Source organism: Kribbella sp. NPDC043289 (assembly GCF_056436705.1).
Genome location: NZ_JBWKCB010000005.1, coordinates 530,280 through 548,225, shown reverse-complemented (window position 1 = coordinate 548,225; position 17,946 = coordinate 530,280). Strand labels below are relative to the sequence as shown.

Genomic DNA, 17,946 nt, shown 5'->3' with positions numbered 1-17,946 from the left:
GGTGACCGAGGTCCGAGTACCTGACACCCACGACCGGGTCGAGCTCAGGGATCTAGCCGCGCTGGCCGGCAACGGGGATCGCACAGCTCTCAACGACCTGCTCACCAGGGTGCGCGCTGTGGCGCACCGCTACGTACGGTCCCGTCTGTGGACCTATCCCGGCGGCGCCGACATGGTCGACGACGTCGCGCAAGAGGTATGCGTCGCGGTCTTCGGTGCACTCGGCCGGTACCGGGACGAGGGGAGGCCTTTCGAGGCTTTCGTCTACGGGATCGCGGCCCGCAAGGTCGCCGATGCCCAGCGTGCGTTCGCGGTCGCCGACGTCTCGACGCCGGACCTGCCGGACGGCGCGGACGAGTCACCGACACCGGAGGAACGCGCGGTCCGGCAGTCCGAGGTCCAGCACATCATGGGTCTGCTGGACAAGCTGCCGGAGAAGCTGCGGGAGATCCTGCGCCTCCGGGTCGTCGCGGGGATGTCAGCCGAGGAGACCGGCCGGGCGCTGGGCATGACACCGGGGGCGGTGAGGGTCGCACAGCATCGGGCGTTGAACACGCTCAGGGGGTTCGTGGGGCATGAAGCACAGTCGGAACGAGGATCAGCAGGGGAGGGGCATCATGGCTGACCGGTTCGACCTGGACGCGATCGAGGCCGATGACGCACTGCTCGATCTGTTGGCCGCCGGAGGGGAGTCCGCCCGCGCGGCGGGCGAGCACGACCCGGCCGTCGCACTGCTGGCCGATCTGCGGCTGGCGGTGGAGGTCGAGGACGAGCTCCCGGTGGAGACCATCGACGACCCGGAGAGCTTCCTGGCGCGCTGCGCGGCGCTGAACCCGATCACCGACCCGTTCGCCCGCAAGGTGGCGACGCGTGGTCTGGCGCTCGGTGTCGCCGCGGTGGCCGCGCTTTCGGTCTCCGGGGTGGCCGCGGCGGTCACGGGTGACCCGTTGTCGCCGTACGAGAAGGTCATCGAGAAGATGGTCGATGCGGTCCGCCCGCAGACCAGCTTCCCGAAGGAAGAGCTCGACGGTCTGCCGGTTCTGGACAAGACCAAGATCGTCAAGGTCGCGAAGGACTTCCAGGACAAGACCAAGGCCGAGCACGCCGCGCAGACCAACGGCAAGGACGACAGCTCGCTGGTCGACGGCGACCTGAGCTCGATCAATATGCCGAAGCCGCCGCTGGTCAAGCCGATCGAGCGGCCGGTGGCGATCCTCGACAAGCCGTTGATCGTGCCGAACGAGCCGGCGAAGACGCAGGACCCGGGCAAGCCGATCGGCAGCTCGAAGTCGGACGACGACAAGACGAACACGCCGACCGACACCACCACCGGTGGCAAGGGCACGACGGACACCCCGGCCACGCCGACCACGCCGCCGGACACCCCGACGACGCCGACGCCGACGCCAACGGGTGACCCGACCGAGCCGGGCAGCAGCACGACGCCGACGCCGACGGACTCGACCACCACGACGCCGACGAGCCCACCGGCGAACGTCGACACCGGGACCGGCGACAACTCGGCGGCGGCCGACCCGACCGCGACCCCGAGCAGCGACTCGGGCACCGGTCAGACCGACACCTCGAGCGGCGTCGGGACCACCGCGCCGGACGCGGGCGCCGGCTCTGGTACGGCGGCTCCGGACAGCGGCACCGGTAGCACGGGTGGGACCGATGGAACGGGTGCGACGAGCGGGACCGACACGTCCGGCGCCGGCAGTACGGCGACGCCGAGCAGTGACGTCACCCAGGCTCCGAGCGACCTCGCCGACGCGGTCAACGACCTGCTCGGCCAGACGATCCTGCCGACCCCGACCGGTGCGCCGCTCGCGGTCGAGAGCGCCGAGCGGTTCTTCGGCGGCGCGGACACCCCGGCGGCGGTCGGCAGCACGCCGGTCGCGCCCAAGCCGGTCGCGCCCAAGCCGGCGGCGACGAAGGCCACCGCCAAGCACGCCACCGCGAAGCACTCCAGCGGGAAGGTCACGACGGGCTCGGTCCGCAAGACCTACAAGACGGGCAAGCACTCCACCGGCGCGTACCCGGAGGGCAAGCACGCCGCGATCGACCGCACCCACGGGTCGACCGAAGAGGCGAACCTGCTGAAGATCCTCGGCATCGTCAACACGCCGACCAAGTAATCGGCCGATCACCGGCAGCCCGTCGCGATCGCGGCGGGCTGCTGCTTGTGGCTGCTTGTGGATGGTGGATTCGGGGCCTTGCTCTGGCGCGGATAGGATGGGGCTCCGTTCACGCCGTACAAAAGGTGCTTGTTTTACCCATGGACATCACACCCGCTGGAGTTCCCGACAAGTTCGCCGTCCTCGGCCTCACCTTCGACGACGTACTGCTGCAGCCGAACGAGTCCGACGTCATCCCCTCCGAAGCCGTCACCCGGTCCCGGGTGAGCCGCAACGTCTGGGTGAACATCCCGCTGCTGTCCAGCGCGATGGACACCGTCACCGAGGCCCGGATGGCGATCGCGATGGCCCGCCAGGGCGGTCTCGGCGTCCTGCACCGCAACCTGTCGATCGAGGACCAGGCCCAGCAGGTCGACCTGGTCAAGCGCTCCGAGTCCGGCATGATCGCGCAGCCGATCACCATCGGCCCGGACGCCACCATCGGCGAGGCCGACGCGCTCTGCGCGCAGTACCGGATCTCCGGTGTGCCGGTGGTCGACGGCGCCGGTGTCCTGGTCGGCATCGTCACCAACCGCGACATGCGCTTCGAGAACGACCTGTCCCGGCCGGTCCGCGAAGTGATGACCAAGCAGCCGCTGATCACCGGCAGGCAGGGCATCGCCGCCGACGACGCGATGGCGCTGCTCAGCAAGCACAAGGTGGAGAAGCTGCCGCTGGTCGACGAGTCCGGCAAGCTGACCGGCCTGATCACGCTGAAGGACTTCGTCAAGCGCGACAAGTTCCCGCTGTCCACCAAGGACGCGACCGGCCGGCTGATGGTCGGCGCCGCGATCGGGTTCTTCGGCGAGGCCTACAAGCGCGCGATGTCCCTGGTCGAGGCCGGTGTCGACGTGCTCGTCGTGGACACCGCGCACGGGCACTCGAAGTCCCAGATCGAGATCATCCGCAAGCTCAAGAACGACCCGGCGACCCGCGGCGTCGACATCGTCGGCGGCAACGTCGGGACCCGCGTGGGTGCCCAGGCGCTCGTCGACGCCGGCGCGGACGGCGTGAAGGTCGGCGTCGGCCCGGGCTCGATCTGTACGACGCGCGTGGTGTCCGGCGTCGGCGTGCCGCAGGTGACCGCGATCTACGAGGCCTCGCTGGCCTGCAAGCCGGCCGGCGTCCCGGTGATCGGCGACGGCGGCCTGCAGTACTCCGGTGACATCGCCAAGGCGCTCGTCGCCGGTGCGGACACCGTGATGCTGGGCTCGCTGCTCGCCGGGTGCGAGGAGTCGCCGGGCGACCTGGTGTTCATCAACGGCAAGCAGTTCAAGGCCTACCGCGGGATGGGTTCGCTGGGCGCGATGCAGTCCGGCGGGCTGCGCAAGTCGTACTCCAAGGACCGCTACTTCCAGAGCGACGTCGGTAGCGACGAGAAGCTGATCGCCGAAGGCGTCGAGGGCCAGGTCCCGTACCGCGGCCCGCTGTCGGCCGTCGCGCACCAGCTGATCGGCGGCCTGCGGCAGTCGATGTGGTACACCGGCGCCCGCACGGTGCCGGAGCTGCAGGAGAAGGGCCGCTTCGTCCGCATCACCTCCGCCGGCCTCCAGGAGTCCCACCCGCACGACATCCAGATGACGGTCGAGGCCCCGAACTACTCCGGCCGCTGACCTGTCTGCTCCAACCCGAAGGATCACCTGATGACCGAGATCGAGATCGGCCGCGCGAAGCGGGGCCGGCAGGCGTACGCGTTCGACGACATCGCGATCGTGCCGTCGCGGCGGACGCGGGACCCCGAGGAGGTCTCGGTCGCCTGGCAGATCGACGCGTACCGTTTCGAGCTGCCGATCCTGGCCGCGCCGATGGACTCGGTGATGTCGCCGGCGACCGCGATCGCGATCGGCAAGGCCGGCGGCCTCGGCGTCCTGAACCTCGAAGGTCTCTGGACGCGGTACGAGGACCCGACCGGGCTGCTCGAGGAGATCATCCACCTCGACATCCAGCAGGCCACGCACCGGCTGCAGGAGATCTACTCGGCGCCGATCAAGCCTGAGCTGATCTCGCAGCGGGTGCAGGAGATCCGTGCCTCCGGCGTCACCGTGGCCGGGGCGCTCTCGCCGCAGCGCACCAAGCAGTTCGCCAAGCACGTCGTGGACGCGGGCGTCGACTTGTTCGTCATCCGCGGTACGACGGTCTCGGCCGAGCACGTCTCGGGTCAGGCGGAGCCGCTGAACCTCAAGCAGTTCATCTACGACCTCGACGTCCCGGTGATCGTCGGTGGCTGCGCGACGCACCAGGCCGCATTGCACCTGATGCGGACCGGTGCGGCCGGTGTCCTCGTGGGCTTCGGCGGTGGCGCCGCGCACACCACCCGCAAGGTGCTCGGGGTCGCGGTCCCGATGGCGTCGGCGGTGGCCGACGTCGCGGCGGCCCGGCGCGACTACATGGACGAGTCCGGCGGCCGCTACGTGCACGTCATCGCGGACGGCTCGGTCGGGCGGTCCGGTGACGTGGCGAAGGCGATCGCCTGCGGCGCGGACGCGGTGATGGTCGGTTCGCCGCTGGCCCGGGCGAGCGACGCGCCGGGCGGCGGGTACCACTGGGGTGCCGAGGCCTGGCACCAGGACCTGCCCCGCGGCGAGCGGGTCGAGGTCGGCGTCACCGGCACGATGGAGCAGATCCTGTTCGGCCCGTCCTGGGTCCCGGACGGCACGATGAACCTGGTCGGCGCGCTGAAGCGCGCGATGGCCACGACGGGGTACACGGAGCTCAAGGAGTTCCAGCGAGTAGAGGTCGTCGTCGGTTGAGCACCGGCGTACTGCTCCTGCATGGTTCGAGTGGTGCGCCTGATCTTGATCGTGCGCGCCTCCTCGAGGCCGAGGGGTACGACGTACTCGCGCCCCGCTGGACCGTGACGCACGAGGTCCCGCTGGAGTCGTTCCCGGTCGGTGAGCTTGCGGACCGCAACGATCGGCTGGTCGTGATGGGCAGCTCGTGGGGCGCCGAGGCAGCATTGCTGCTCGGCGCTCTGGACGAACGGGTGCACGCAGTGGTCGCGTTCGCGCCGAGCGCCTACGTCTGGGGCCGCAACCTGGAGGACGGCAGTCAGCGGTCGGCGTGGACGTGGCAGGGCGAACCGCTTCCGTTCGTGCCGTTCGACCTGACCTGGACGCCGCCGGCGGATCCGCCGAGCTACACCGGGCTGTACCGGCAGAGTGTGCAGGTGTTCGAGGACGCCGAGCAGGCGCGGATCCCGGTGGAGCGGATCCGCGACGGCGTACTGCTGGTGGCCGGCGGTGACGACCAGGTGTGGCCGGCGGTCGAGTTCGCGGACGAGATCCGGCGCCGGCGTGGTGACCTTCCGACGCGGATCGTCACGGTTCCGGAGGCAGGGCACCGCGCGGTGTTGCCGGGTGAGGAGCCGAAGACCGCTGGGCAGCGGATGGCGCGCGGCGGCACGGACGCGGCGGACCGCGCGCTCGGCACCCTTGCCTGGCCCGAGATCCTCCGGGTGCTCGCGCCCTGATCCGACGTGCTTCGAGTTCACCCCGTTTGATCGGTTCTGGAAGGATGACGGCATGGGATTGTTCAGCCGACGGAGCGACCAGGACGCGGACAATGTTGCCCTCGCTGCGGCGCGGGGCCGGCTGTCCCCCGACGACGTGGACCAGGTGCGGTTCCTGATCACCACCAAGAAGTCGGTGCACGCGGTGAAGCTCATCCACGACCGCACCGGACTGGCCCTGAAACAGGCCAAGGAGCTGGTCGACGACATCCGGCTGGGGCGCTACGTCCCGCCGACGACCGGTACGCCGCTGGTCCGCAAGCCCGGCACCAACCTGGCCGAGCGCACCCGCGCCTTGAAGGCCGCCGGCGAGCTCCACCAGGCGACCGCCCTGGTCGTCTCCGAGACCGGCATGACCGACGAGGAAGCCGGCCTCTTCGTCGGCGCCCTCCGCACCGACCTGGCCGACTAACCTTTCACGTACGCCAGCGACTCCGCGATCTTTCCGTCCCGCAAGCGCAGTACGTCGGCCCCTCGGACGTGACCGCGGTCGCCGGACGGCTCCTGCCACGAGTACCGCCAGCGCACCAGCGCGCGATCACCGAGGACCACCGTCTCCTCGGTCTCGAAGTGTGGGTCGGTGGTCTCCGCGAACATCCGCGCCCACTCGGCCCGGACGGCGTCGGCGCCCTCGAAGCGTGCACCGTCCGGCGGCGACGTGGATTCGAACACGATGTCGCTGGTGACCAGGGACATCGCCGTCGCCAGGTCCCGCTGGTCGAGCGCGATCCCGAATCGCTCGATCACCGGCAGCCACGGGCTCCAGTGCGGATCCCGACCGAAGGCCGCCAACAGTGCCTCCGCCGGATCGGCGTACCCGGTGAGATGCTCACCGATCATCCCCGCGGACCGGTACAGCTCCTCCCGTCCGACGAACCACGTCCCGACGTCGGCCACCAGCGTCGTGTCCATCCGCGGCGGTACGCCGATCGCGACGGCCAGGTCCCACCCGTGGATCAGGTGGTCGGCCGCGAGCTGACGCAGGTACTCGTGCGGATCCTCGTCGCCGTACGACAGGTGCACCTTGTCGATCGCCCGTGTCGCCGCGACCGAGGCATCCCGGGCCGCGTCCGTCGCCGCGGCGGCCGGATCGTCCGCGAGCAGGTCGCCGTCGAGGGTGTTCCCGACCTCGGCGATCGTCCGGCCCTCCATCAGCGGTACGGTCCAGCGTTCCTCGCCGACGACGTGGTTCACCAGCGCGCGGACGTCCCAGTCCGAGCACGGGGTCGGTGCCGACCACTGATCGGCGGCCACCCCGGTGACCAGTTCCGCGAAGTTCGCGACCGTGCGGTTGTGCAGCTCAACGACATCCATGACATGCCACCCCCAAGCCTCAGCGTCCGCCGCGCGAGGGCGATGCGTCAACGTCCGAGCTGGAGTTGCTGCGCCGCCTCGTGGGCGTGGTGGGACGCGGCCAGGTCGCCGGTCGCGGCGAGCAGGTTGCCGTGGTGCCGGTAGCAGGACCCGGCCAGCTCCTTCATCTCGGCGTGGTCGTCGGCGTACGGGATCAGCGCGGTCGCGACCTCGGCGCACCAGCCGCCCAGGTCGAGCGCGATGTCGGTCCGGCCGGCCTGGAAGTACGCGTCGGAGATGTCGAGCAGCAGTTGCGCCCAGATCGGCATGTAGGTGGCGGTCTGGAAGCGCATCCGGTGTGATTCGCGCTCGGACGAGATCGCGAACAGGTAGTGCGCCTCCAGCCCGAGCGTCAGCGCGGTGTCCGCGTCCTGGTTCAGGAGTGGTCGCACCAGCTCCGCCAGCTCGGTCGCGCGAATCGCCGCCGACTCGGGATCGGTTCGGCCGGAGACCGTGGCCAGCGTCATCCCGGGCGCGGGCTCACTGAGCGCGACCAGGCGGTGGTACTGCTCGAACGGCCCGAGCTTGACCTCCGCGTTCTCCAGCGCGGCGACCAGCGTGAGGGGCAGCCCACGGTCGAGCTCCTCGACCACCCGGGCCGCCGTCTCCGGATCGGTGTCGAACGCGGTCCGCAGACAGGACTCGCCCTCCAGGCGGCCGACGGTCCCGAGGTGCTTGCCCTTCCGGACCAGTGCGGCGACCAGCGTCCGCATGTCGGTCGCCGAGTCGGAGTCGGCGAGCGTGTCGGCCGTGGTCAGACCGATCTCGTCCGCGTCCAGCGCCAGGTCGAGCCGCCCCTCTGCCGCGTGGACGTCGGCGGACACCGCGGTCGCCGTACACAGGTAGCGGGCGTAGGAGAGGGACTGCGGGCTCTCGTTGATCTGGTCGGCGAGCTGGAGGAACAGCTGGGTGGCGGCGTCCGCGGAGGCGACCGCGAGCGCGGGGTCGCCGTACCGGCGCAGGATCAGCGCGTTCATCGCGAGCACCCGGGCGAAGTCGGGCTGGTGCTTCAGGCCCTCCGCGCCGCCGACGAGCTGGCCGTACGCGATCACCGCGCCGTCCATCTCCAGTACGGCGGTGGCGCCGTGCCCGCGGTGCGCCTGGGTCATCGCGCGCCGGGCGCGGACGTCGGCGAGGAAGCAGGTGGCGTCGAGCACACCGGCATCCTGGAGCTCGGTGTAGCCGAGTTGCGCCTCGTGCAGCGCGACGAGTGCCTCCTCGTGCCGCCCGGAGGCGTTCAGCGAGCCGGCCAGCTCGTACTGGGTCGCGGCCATCAGGTGCTTGGCCTCGTAGTGGTTCGGGTGCCCTTCGGCACGCTCCCTGGCCAGCTCGATGACCCGCTGCTGGTACGGCCCGGCCTCGTCGGCCCGGCCTTCCTCGATCAGCACCTGTGCGGTCTGCAGCGCTTCACCGAGCTCGTCCTCAGGAGGCGTCCAGAGCCCCCCGCTGTCCACCATCTTTACAGTCCACCCCTTCACCGGTTTCAGCGGATCAGCTTAACCATCCTCTGATACTGACACTGGCTATTACCGGCAGGTAGCCTTCAGTTATGAGTGAGCAGACGTCGATTCCTGCTGATCCGGAGCTCGATCCGACCGCGTCGTACGCGACCGACCAGTCGGTGATTCGGCGGTTGTCGGGGCTGCTGCGCGCGACGGCGGGGACGCGGACGTCGTACGCGCCGGCCACCGGGCAGCCGATCGCGGACCTGCCGGTGTCCAGCGAGGACGACGTGATCGCAGCGGTCCGGCTGGCGCGGAAGACGCAAGCGACCTGGAAACGGGTACCGCTCGCCGAGCGCGCCGCGATCCTGCTCCGGTACCACGACCTGGTCCTCGACCACCGGCACGAGCTGGTGGACCTGATCATTCGCGAGTCCGGCAAGGCACGGAAGCAGGCGTTCGAGGAGCTCGCGCATGTCGCGCTGACCGCGCGGTACTACGGCCGGAAGGCGTTCGAGCTGCTCGAGCCGCAGCGCAAGCTCGGGATCTTCCCGGTGCTCACCCGGGCCGAGGAGCGGTTCGTGCCGAAGGGCGTCGTCGGCATCATCTCGCCGTGGAACTACCCGCTGACGATGGCGATCTCCGACGGCCTGCCGGCAATCCTGGCCGGCAACACGATCGTCCACAAACCGGACAGCCAGACGCCGCTGACCGCGCTCCGCGGCATCGAGCTGCTGTACGAGGCGGGTCTGCCGCGGGACGCCTGGCTCGCGGTGAACGGCTCCGGCCCGACGGTCGGCGGCGCGCTGATCCAGAACGCCGACTACATCTGCTTCACCGGCTCCACGAAGACCGGCCGGCTGGTCGCGCAGCAGTGCGGCGAGCGCCTGATCGGCTGCAGCCTGGAGCTCGGCGGCAAGAACCCGATGCTGGTACTGCGGGACGCGGACATCAACCGCGCCGCGGAAGGCGCCGTCCGCGCCTGCTTCGCGAACGCCGGCCAACTGTGCGTCTCGATGGAACGCCTGTACGTCGCCGACCAGGTGTACGACGCGTTCGTGACGGCCTTCGTCGACCGAGTCAAGAAGCTCCGTCTGAGCGCCGGCACCGGCTGGGACGTCGACATGGGCTCGCTGATCTCCAAGGCGCAGCTCGAAACCGTCACCCGGCACGTCGAGGACGCCCGCTCCAACGGCGCGACCGTGCTCGTCGGCGGGAAGCCACGCCCCGACATCGGCCCGCTGTTCTACGAGCCGACCGTTCTGTCCGGTGTCACCCCGGCGATGGAGTGCTTCGACAACGAGACCTTCGGCCCGGTCGTCTCGATCTACCGGTTCTCCGACGAGTCCGAGGCGATCCAGCGCGCCAACGAGGGGGAGTACGGCCTGAACGCCAGCGTCTGGAGCCGTGACGGCCGCCGCGGCCGCGCCGTCGCCGCGCAGCTGATGGCCGGCACCGTCAACGTCAATGAGGGGTACGGCGCGACATTCGGCTCGGTCGACACCCCGATGGGCGGCATGCGATCGTCCGGCCTCGGGCGCCGCCAGGGCGTCGAGGGCATCCGCCGGTACGTCGAGCCGCAGGCGATCGCCACGCAGCGACTGATCCCGATCGCCGCCTCGCACGGTCTCTCGGACGAGAAGTTCGCCGAGCTGATGACCGGCGCCCTGCGCGTGCTGAAGAAGATCGGCCGCCCATGAAGTACGACTACGACGTCCTGATCGTCGGGTCCGGGTTCGGCGGGTCGGTGAGCGCTCTGCGGCTGACCGAGAAGGGGTACAAGGTCGCGGTCCTCGAGGCGGGGGCGCGGTTCGACGACGGCGGGTTCGCGAAGAACTCGTGGGACACCAAACGGTTTCTGTTCGCCCCGAAGCTCGGGATGTACGGGATCCAGCGGATCAGCGCGCTGCGCGACGTGATCATCCTGTCCGGCGCGGGCGTCGGCGGCGGCAGCCTCGTCTACGCGAACACGCTCTACGAACCGCTGCCCGCGTTCTACTCCGACCGCCAGTGGACCCACATCACCGACTGGAAGTCCGAACTCGCGCCGTACTACGACCAGGCGAAGCGGATGCTCGGCGTCACGACGTACCCCGGGTTCTCGCCGGCGGACAAGGTGATGAAGCAGGTCGCCGAGGACATGGGGGTGGGGGACACGTTCCACCCGACCCCGGTCGGGGTGTTCTTCGGTGAGCCCGGCGTCGAGGTCGAGGACCCGTACTTCGGTGGCGCTGGACCGCGGCGCAGCGGGTGCACGGACTGCGGCGAGTGCATGACGGGCTGCCGGCACAACGCGAAGAACACGCTGACCAAGAACTACCTGTACCTGGCCGAGAAGGCCGGCGCCGAGGTCTACTCGCTGACCACGGTGACGTCCGTCGAGCCGCTGCCCGAGGGCGGGTACGCGATCGACACCCGCCGTACGTCGAACAAGAAGGTCACCCGCCGGTTCACCGCGGATCAGGTGGTCTTCGCCGCCTCCGCCCTCGGTACGGCGAAGCTCCTGCACCGGCTGCGGGACGAGGGCAAGCTGCCCCGGCTGTCGGACCGTCTCGGCGTGCTGACCAGGACCAACTCGGAGTCGCTGCTCGGGGCGATCTCGCGCGAGAAGGACGTCGACTACACCCGCGGGGTCGCGATCACCTCGTCGTTCCACCCGGACGACATCACCCACATCGAGCCGGTCCGGTACGGCAAGGGCAGCAACGCGATGTCGCTGCTGCAGACCGTCCTGACCGACGGCGACGGCGACAAGCCGCGCTGGCGGACCTGGCTGAAGGAACTCGGCCTGCAACGGAAGAACATCCGCCGGCTGTACGACCTGAAGCACTGGTCCGAGCGGACGGTGATCGCCCTGGTCATGCAGACCGCGGACAACTCGATCACCACCTTCGGCAAGCGCGACCGGCTCGGCCGCTGGCGGCTGACCTCGAAGCAGGGCCACGGCGCCCCGAACCCGTCCTGGATCCCGGTCGCGAACCAGGTGGTCCGCCGGATGGCGAAGCTGATGAACGGGACGCCGGGCGGCACGATCGGCGAGCCGTTCAACGTCCCGATGACGGCGCACTTCATCGGCGGCTGCGCGATCGGCGACTCACCGCAGACCGGCGTCGTGGACCCGTACCACCGCGTCTACGGGTACGACGGTCTGCACATCGTCGACGGCTCGACGATCTCGGCGAACCTCGGCGTGAACCCGTCGCTGACCATCACCGCCCAGGCCGAACGCGCCCTCTCCTTCTGGCCGAACAAGGGCGAGACCGACCCGCGGCCGGCGGTCGATGCGGAGTACGAGCGGATCCAGCCGGTGAAGCCCGGACACCCGGTCGTCCCCGCTGACGCCCCCGGCGCTCTGCGCCTTCCGATCTTCCCCAAGCAGTCCGTGACCGAGCCGTAACGGAATCGCGACAGAACCACGGATATCCATCGCGGACCTTGAACAAGCTATTGCCTGTCCACGGTCCGCGGCGCGTGTCCACGGAAAGGCAAATGAAAAAGCCTCAGCAGTAAGTTGCTGAGGCTTTCTGAAAAGGTCCGGAAAGGGAGCAGGTCCCTCGGGAACGTTTCCGCCCAAATCGTTTCCCGAGGGACCCACTCAAGCCGGGGTGAGGCGCCCGGCGCTTTGGGATCGGGTCACCAACCACAGCTGGCGACCCGAGCTCTTGGTTACTACCTTACCTCCGATTTCCAAGAGCTTCGGGCCTTGTGACCACTCTGCGTGCTGATCGTAATGATCAACATTTCGTAGCTCCTGGTAACCGGGTGGCGGTCTTCCTTGCGGTAACCGCCTCTGCACACTTCAACGAGCCCCTCTACAGGGGGTTACGAGGTTCCACAGAAAAATTCAAAAACTTTCCGGGAGAGTGCGGAGAGTGGCCGTGTGGCACTTCAGCCCGATCTGTTCCACGTGACGCCCGCCGCAGTCCCGGCGTACCCCGCTGGCTTACTGTGAGCCGACCGTTCGATGAGGCAGGAGAACCATGAGCGAGATCCTGGACGTGGCACGTGAGCAGGTTCTGGAGCAGGGCGTAGGGCTGCGTCAGGACCAACTGGTCGAGGTCCTGAACACTCCGGACGACCGGCTGCCCGCATTGCTCGCGCTCGCCCACGACGTCCGGGTGAAGTGGTGCGGCGAGGAGGTCGAGGTCGAGGGGATCATCTCCCTGAAGACCGGCGGCTGCCCCGAGGACTGCCACTTCTGCTCGCAGTCGGGCCAGTTCACCTCGCCGGTGCGCGCGGTCTGGCTGAACATCCCCGAGCTGGTCGAGGCCGCCAAGGAGACCGCGAAGACCGGCGCGACCGAGTTCTGCATCGTCGCCGCGGTCCGCGGGCCGGACGCACGGCTGATGAGCCAGGTGAAGGCCGGCATCGAGGCGATCAACGCCGAGGTCGACATCAACATCGCGTGCTCGCTCGGCATGCTCACGCAAGCGCAGGTGGACGAACTGCGCTCGTGGGGCGTGCACCGGTACAACCACAACCTCGAGTCGGCCCGCTCGTACTTCGGCGACGTGGTCACCACGCACTCGTTCGAGGAGCGCTGGGACACCTGCCTGATGGTCAAGGAGTCCGGCATGGAGCTGTGCTGCGGCGGCCTGGTCGGGATGGGCGAGACCGTCGAGCAGCGCGCCGAGCTGGCCGCGCAGCTCTCCGAGCTGGACCCGCACGAGGTGCCGCTGAACTTCCTCAACCCGCGTCCGGGCACCCCGTTCGGCGACCTCGACATCATGGACGGCAAGGACGCGCTGCGGACCATCGCCGCGTTCCGGCTGGCGATGCCGCGGACGGTCCTGCGGTACGCCGGTGGTCGCGAGCTGACCCTCGGCGACCTCGGCACCCGCGACGGTCTGCTCGGTGGCATCAACGCGGTGATCGTCGGCAACTACCTGACGACGCTCGGCCGCCCCGCGACCGCCGACCTGGACCTGCTGGCCGAGCTGAAGATGCCGGTCAAGGAACTCCAGAAGACGCTGTGAGGACCGCCGTGGTCGAGGTCTACTGCGGCCACTGCGGCCGTCCGGAGGCCGACGGAGGGCACCACGAGTGCCGTCGGTCCCTCGAGCTGGAACCGCCCCGGTACTGCGTCGAGTGCCGGCGCCGGATGGTCGTCCAGGTCCACCCGATGGGCTGGTCGGCCCGCTGTTCGGTGCACGGCGACATCACCTCGGACTGACCGCGATGCTCCTGGGTACGGCGGACCGGACGCCCGCGCAGGCTGATCACATCCTGACCACCTGCGAGCCGGGGTGGGGTGTGGACCGATTAACGTTGTGAATCCTCAGGACGGAGGAGGACCGTGTCACACTCGGTCAACACGTGGCAACAGCGAGACGCGGAGCTGCTCTGGCATCCGTACTCCTCGCTGACCGAGCCCTCGCCGGTGCGGCTGGTTCGCGGCGCGTCCGGCGTACGCCTGCAGCTGGATGACGATCAGGGCGGGACCGTCGAGGCGATCGACGCGATGGCGTCCTGGTGGTGCATGATCCACGGCTACCGGAACCCGGTGCTGGACGCGGCGCTGAAGGCGCAGGCCGACGACTTCAGCCACGTGATGTTCGGTGGGCTGACCCACGAACCGGCGATCCGGCTGGCCGAGCGGCTGGTCGAGATCACCCCGGATCCGTTGCGGCACGTGTTCCTGTGCGACTCCGGGTCGGTCTCGGTCGAGGTCGCGATCAAGATCGCGCTGCAGTATCAGGTTGCGCGCGGCAACAACGGGCGGACGCGGATGCTGACCGTCCGCGGCGGGTACCACGGCGACACGTTCGCCCCGATGAGCGTCTGCGACCCGGTGAACGGCATGCACTCGCTGTTCACCGGCGCCCTGAAGGAGCAGGTCTTCGGCCCGCAGCCCCCGGCCGGCTTCGACCGGCCCGCCGACGACCCGGAGCTGCTGGCCTGGGCCGACGCTCTCGCAGCCCTGGCCGCCGACCACGCGGACGAGGTGGCGGGCATCATCGTCGAGCCCGTTCTCCAAGGCGCCGGCGGCATGTACCCGTACAGCCCGTCGTGCCTGAAGGTCCTCCGCGATCTGGCCGACCGGCACGGCTTCCTGTTGATCTTCGACGAGATCGCCACCGGCTTCGGCCGGACCGGCACGCTGTTCGCGTCCGAGCACGCGGGCGTGGACCCCGACATCCTCTGCGTCGGCAAGGCCCTCACCGGCGGCTACCTCACCCTGGCCGCGATGCTCTGTACGACGGAAGTCGCGCACACCGTCTCGAACGGACCCGGCGGTGCGCTCATGCACGGCCCCACGTTCATGGCCAACCCGCTCGCCTGCGCGGTCGCGCTCGCGTCGATCGACCTCCTTCTCGGGCAGGACTGGTCCGGTCGGGTCGCCGAGATCTCGGCCGGGTTGTCGGCGGGGCTCGCCCCCGCGGCCGCCTTGCCTGCCGTGAAGGACGTCCGGGTGCTCGGCGCGGTCGGCGTCGTTCAACTCTCCGGTCCGGTCGACCTGCCGCGGATGACCGAGGCGGCGTTGCGTCGTGGCGTGTGGGTACGCCCGTTCCGCGACCTCGTCTACACGATGCCGCCGTACGTGTGCACTGCCGAGGAGATCGCCACCATCGCGGCGGCGATCACCGGTGCGGTGGAGGAGGCGGGCTGATGCTGGAGGACTGGCTCGCCCCGAAGGCCGCGGCGCTGGAGTCCCGCGGCCTGACCCGGCGCCTGCGCGCCCGGGACGCCGCCGACGACCTGATCGACCTGGCGGGCAACGACTACCTCGGCCTGGCCCGCGACCCGCGCGTGGTGACCGCTGCCGCCGACGCGCTCCGCACCTGGGGCACCGGCTCGACGGCCTCCCGCCTCGTCACCGGCACCACAACCCTCCACGAGGAACTCGAAGCCGACCTGGCGACGTACGCCGGTCAGGAATCCGCGCTCGTCTTCTCCTCCGGGTACCTCGCGAACCTCGGCGTCGTCACGGCCCTCGGCGGCCCCGGCACTCTTCTGGTCTCCGACGAACACGTCCACGCCTCGCTGGTGGACGCCTGCCGGCTGTCCCGCTCCCGCGTCGAGATCGTCCCGCACAACGACGTGGACGCCGTCGACAAGGTGCTTGCCGAGCGCAACGAGCCGCACGCGGTCGTGATGACCGAGTCGGTCTTCTCGGTCCTCAGCGACGAAGCCCCGCTCACCGCCTTGGCTGCCACCGCCGCAGCGCACAACGCTGTTCTCCTGGTCGACGAGGCCCACGGCCTGGGCGTCACCGGCAACGGTCGCGGGTCCGTGCACGCGTCCGGGCTCGCAGGACTCGACCACGTGATCGTCACGATGACGCTGTCCAAGTCGCTGGCTTCGCAAGGCGGTGCCGTCCTCGGCCCGCGGCTGTTGCGCGAGCACCTCGTGAACCGCGCGCGTCCGTTCATCTACGACACCGGTCTCAATCCGGCCGCGTGCGCCGCCGCCTGCGCCGCGCTCCAGGTGCTGCAGGCCGAGCCCGAACGTCCTGCCGCGATTCACGCCGCGGCGGCCCGGTTGGCTGCGGCCTGCGAGGTGCCGCCGTCGTCCGGTGCGGTGGTCTCGGTCCCGATGCAGGGTCCGCGGGAGACCGTCCGTGCGGCCGAGCTGTGCCTCGCGAACGGCGTACGGGTCGGGAGTTTCCGGCCGCCGTCCGTCCCGGACGGCATCTCCCGGGTGCGGCTCACCGCGCACGCCGGGTTGTCCACCGCAGATCTCGATCGCGCGTGTGCCGTGGTCGTCGAGGCGATCGGCCAGGTCTCATGATCACTCTTGTCACCGGCACCGACACCGGTGTTGGTAAGACCATCACCACGGCCGCGCTCGCTGTCCGGGCGTCCGGCACGGTGGCCGTCGTCAAGCCGGCGCAGACCGGGGTCGGGCCGGACGAGCAGGGCGACCTGGACGACGTACACCGGTTGAGCGGGCTCACCAAGCTGCACGAAGGGGTCCGGCTGCGCGATCCGTTGGCGCCGACCACGGCTGCCCGGCGGCAAGGCATCAAGCTGCCGCCGGTCGCGTCGCACGCGAAGGCCATCGATCAGCTCACCCTGACCAACGACACCGTCCTGGTGGAAGGTGCCGGTGGCATCCTCGTCGGCCTGGATGCCGAGGGCAACAACCTTGCCGACCTCGCCGGACAGCTGACGACACCGTTCGGTTTCGTGGTCGTGGCGCGGGCCGGTCTGGGGACGCTGAACCATGCCGGGCTGACGATCGAGGCGCTGCGATCCCGGGACCTGCCGATCGACGGGCTGGTGATCGGTGCCTGGCCCGAGGATCCCGATCTGGCCGAGCAGTGCAACCTGGAGGATCTGCCCGCGACGACCGGCGTACCGGTGATCGGGCGGATCCCGGCCGGGGCGGGGGCGCTGAGCGGCGAGGAGTTCCAGGCGGCCGCGCCGAGCTGGTTCACGTGAGCAACTGTCCCGCCCAACACGACTCGGCTCGGTACGACGAAGACCTCGGCTACTGGGTCGTCGACGACCCGGCGCTGGCTCGTGACGTGCTGCTCGATCCGGACACGTTCCGGCCGGACAACGCCGTACTCGCGCACACGCCGTTGTCGGTCAAGGCGTTGCGGGTGCTGTCCGCGGTCGGGTTCGCGCTGCCGCCGACGCTGGCGAACAACGCGGGGGAGTCGCACCGGTCGATCCGTGCCGCGGTCGCCCGGTTCTTCAGCCCGGCGAGGGTCGCCGCCGTCGAGCCGCTGACGCGGGAGTTGACCGCCGCGCGGGTGGCCTCGGCGTCCGCACGGCTCGCGGCGGGCGAGCAGGTGGATCTCGTGCAGGCGATCGCGGCCGAGCCGCCGGCTCTCGTCGTACTGCGTCTGCTCGGGCTGGCGGAGGTCGACGTACCTGCGCTGAAGGCCTGGAGTCTCGATTCGCTCGAGCTGTTCTGGGGCTGGCCGGACGAGGACCGCCAGTTGGAGCTGGCGCACAGTGCGGCCGAGTTTTACGGCTGGCTGCGCTCGCGGACGACGGCCGCCCGTGAAGCGCCTGCTGACGATCTGTTCGGCGCGTTGGTCGGAATGGGGCTGAGCGACGAAGAGGTGTGCGCGGTCGGGTACTTCCTGCTGATCGCGGGGCAGGAGACCACGACCCAACTGATCTCGACTGCCTTCCAGAGGGCGATCGGCGGGACTGTTGAGGTCGTTGACGACGTACTGCGCGAGGCGTCGTCGGTGCCGACGTGGCGGCGGGTCACGGCGGAGGCGACCACCGTGGGCGACGTGCAGTTGCCGGCGCGGGCACCGGTCCTGCTCGGCCTGAGCGGCCACGGCGGTCCCGCGGATCTCGCGTTCGGGATCGGTATCCACCGCTGCCTCGGCGCCGGGCTCGCGCGGATGGAGGCGCGGGTGGCGCTGGAGTGTGCCCGGGATCTGCTGCGCGGCGTACGGCTGACCGAAGAGCCGCCGATGATCGACCTGCTCTCGTTCCGCGCTCCGAAGCGTCTCCTGGTTGTAACGCGCGGTAACACCGGGGACAACTCGCGTCACTAG

General features: G+C 69.8%; 16 protein-coding genes. 14 read left to right on the top strand and 2 right to left on the bottom strand.

What is annotated here, in order from left to right:
* Position 1: 1 nt before the first annotated feature.
* From shbA to AC0662_RS30355, 6 genes are all read left to right on the top strand, one after another.
* Entirely contained in the window at positions 2 to 625 is a 624-nt protein-coding gene (shbA, locus tag AC0662_RS30380; RefSeq protein WP_452203000.1) for an RNA polymerase sigma factor ShbA, read from the top strand.
* Positions 618 to 2,138, top strand: a complete 1,521-nt coding sequence (locus AC0662_RS30375) for a hypothetical protein (RefSeq protein ID WP_478304922.1) — start codon at positions 618 to 620, stop codon at positions 2,136 to 2,138. The genes shbA and AC0662_RS30375 overlap by 8 nt, the downstream gene beginning before the upstream one ends.
* 140 nt (positions 2,139 to 2,278) lie before the next feature.
* Positions 2,279 to 3,790 carry an IMP dehydrogenase gene (gene guaB / locus AC0662_RS30370; protein ID WP_452202996.1) on the top strand — a complete coding sequence of 504 codons (1,512 nt, stop codon included), beginning with the start codon at positions 2,279 to 2,281 and terminating at the stop codon, positions 3,788 to 3,790.
* Positions 3,791 to 3,820: 30 nt separating this feature from the next.
* Positions 3,821 to 4,927, top strand: coding sequence for a GuaB3 family IMP dehydrogenase-related protein (locus tag AC0662_RS30365; protein WP_478304920.1), 1,107 nt, complete (start codon positions 3,821 to 3,823; stop codon positions 4,925 to 4,927).
* Positions 4,924 to 5,646, top strand: a complete 723-nt coding sequence (locus AC0662_RS30360; protein WP_478304918.1) for an acyl-CoA thioester hydrolase/BAAT C-terminal domain-containing protein — start codon at positions 4,924 to 4,926, stop codon at positions 5,644 to 5,646. Before AC0662_RS30365 ends, AC0662_RS30360 begins: the two co-directional genes overlap by 4 nt.
* Before the next feature lie 52 nt (positions 5,647 to 5,698).
* Positions 5,699 to 6,097 carry a hypothetical protein gene (locus tag AC0662_RS30355; protein WP_478304916.1) on the top strand — a complete coding sequence of 133 codons (399 nt, stop codon included), beginning with the start codon at positions 5,699 to 5,701 and terminating at the stop codon, positions 6,095 to 6,097.
* Here the strand turns inward: AC0662_RS30355 and AC0662_RS30350 are convergent.
* A complete protein-coding gene (locus AC0662_RS30350; RefSeq protein WP_452202989.1) occupies positions 6,094 to 6,999 on the bottom strand; it encodes a TIGR03086 family metal-binding protein in 906 nt (301 codons plus the stop codon). The genes AC0662_RS30355 and AC0662_RS30350 overlap by 4 nt on opposite strands.
* A gap of 47 nt (positions 7,000 to 7,046) precedes the next feature.
* A complete protein-coding gene (locus tag AC0662_RS30345) occupies positions 7,047 to 8,495 on the bottom strand; it encodes a hypothetical protein (RefSeq protein WP_478304914.1) in 1,449 nt (482 codons plus the stop codon).
* Positions 8,496 to 8,587: 92 nt separating this feature from the next.
* Between AC0662_RS30345 and AC0662_RS30340 the strand changes: the two genes are divergently transcribed.
* From AC0662_RS30340 to AC0662_RS30305, 8 genes are all read left to right on the top strand, one after another.
* A complete protein-coding gene (locus AC0662_RS30340; RefSeq protein WP_478304912.1) occupies positions 8,588 to 10,180 on the top strand; it encodes a succinic semialdehyde dehydrogenase in 1,593 nt (530 codons plus the stop codon).
* Positions 10,177 to 11,877 carry a GMC oxidoreductase gene (locus AC0662_RS30335; RefSeq protein WP_478304910.1) on the top strand — a complete coding sequence of 567 codons (1,701 nt, stop codon included), beginning with the start codon at positions 10,177 to 10,179 and terminating at the stop codon, positions 11,875 to 11,877. The genes AC0662_RS30340 and AC0662_RS30335 overlap by 4 nt, the downstream gene beginning before the upstream one ends.
* A 583-nt stretch (positions 11,878 to 12,460) precedes the next feature.
* Entirely contained in the window at positions 12,461 to 13,456 is a 996-nt protein-coding gene (gene bioB / locus AC0662_RS30330) for a biotin synthase BioB (protein WP_478304908.1), read from the top strand.
* Positions 13,453 to 13,653, top strand: a complete 201-nt coding sequence (gene bsaP, locus AC0662_RS30325) for a biotin synthase auxiliary protein BsaP (RefSeq protein WP_452202980.1) — start codon at positions 13,453 to 13,455, stop codon at positions 13,651 to 13,653. The genes bioB and bsaP overlap by 4 nt, the downstream gene beginning before the upstream one ends.
* A gap of 165 nt (positions 13,654 to 13,818) precedes the next feature.
* Positions 13,819 to 15,090 (top strand): adenosylmethionine--8-amino-7-oxononanoate transaminase, encoded by a 1,272-nt coding sequence (locus AC0662_RS30320; RefSeq protein ID WP_452203134.1) that lies wholly within the window; start codon positions 13,819 to 13,821, stop codon positions 15,088 to 15,090.
* Positions 15,090 to 16,211 (top strand): 8-amino-7-oxononanoate synthase, encoded by a 1,122-nt coding sequence (locus AC0662_RS30315; protein ID WP_478304906.1) that lies wholly within the window; start codon positions 15,090 to 15,092, stop codon positions 16,209 to 16,211. Before AC0662_RS30320 ends, AC0662_RS30315 begins: the two co-directional genes overlap by 1 nt.
* Positions 16,208 to 16,864 carry a dethiobiotin synthase gene (bioD, locus tag AC0662_RS30310; RefSeq protein ID WP_478304904.1) on the top strand — a complete coding sequence of 219 codons (657 nt, stop codon included), beginning with the start codon at positions 16,208 to 16,210 and terminating at the stop codon, positions 16,862 to 16,864. The genes AC0662_RS30315 and bioD overlap by 4 nt, the downstream gene beginning before the upstream one ends.
* Positions 16,861 to 17,946, top strand: coding sequence for a cytochrome P450 family protein (locus tag AC0662_RS30305; protein WP_478304902.1), 1,086 nt, complete (start codon positions 16,861 to 16,863; stop codon positions 17,944 to 17,946). The genes bioD and AC0662_RS30305 overlap by 4 nt, the downstream gene beginning before the upstream one ends.

Coding starts and splice junctions, on each gene's coding strand:
- AC0662_RS30375 (WP_478304922.1), top strand. CDS start 618: ATGGCTGACCGGTTCGACCTGGACGCGATCGAGGCCGATGACGCACTG.
- guaB (WP_452202996.1), top strand. CDS start 2,279: ATGGACATCACACCCGCTGGAGTTCCCGACAAGTTCGCCGTCCTCGGC.
- AC0662_RS30365 (WP_478304920.1), top strand. CDS start 3,821: ATGACCGAGATCGAGATCGGCCGCGCGAAGCGGGGCCGGCAGGCGTAC.
- AC0662_RS30355 (WP_478304916.1), top strand. CDS start 5,699: ATGGGATTGTTCAGCCGACGGAGCGACCAGGACGCGGACAATGTTGCC.
- AC0662_RS30350 (WP_452202989.1), bottom strand. CDS start 6,999: ATGGATGTCGTTGAGCTGCACAACCGCACGGTCGCGAACTTCGCGGAA.
- AC0662_RS30345 (WP_478304914.1), bottom strand. CDS start 8,495: ATGGTGGACAGCGGGGGGCTCTGGACGCCTCCTGAGGACGAGCTCGGT.
- AC0662_RS30340 (WP_478304912.1), top strand. CDS start 8,588: ATGAGTGAGCAGACGTCGATTCCTGCTGATCCGGAGCTCGATCCGACC.
- AC0662_RS30335 (WP_478304910.1), top strand. CDS start 10,177: ATGAAGTACGACTACGACGTCCTGATCGTCGGGTCCGGGTTCGGCGGG.
- bioB (WP_478304908.1), top strand. CDS start 12,461: ATGAGCGAGATCCTGGACGTGGCACGTGAGCAGGTTCTGGAGCAGGGC.
- AC0662_RS30315 (WP_478304906.1), top strand. CDS start 15,090: ATGCTGGAGGACTGGCTCGCCCCGAAGGCCGCGGCGCTGGAGTCCCGC.
- bioD (WP_478304904.1), top strand. CDS start 16,208: ATGATCACTCTTGTCACCGGCACCGACACCGGTGTTGGTAAGACCATC.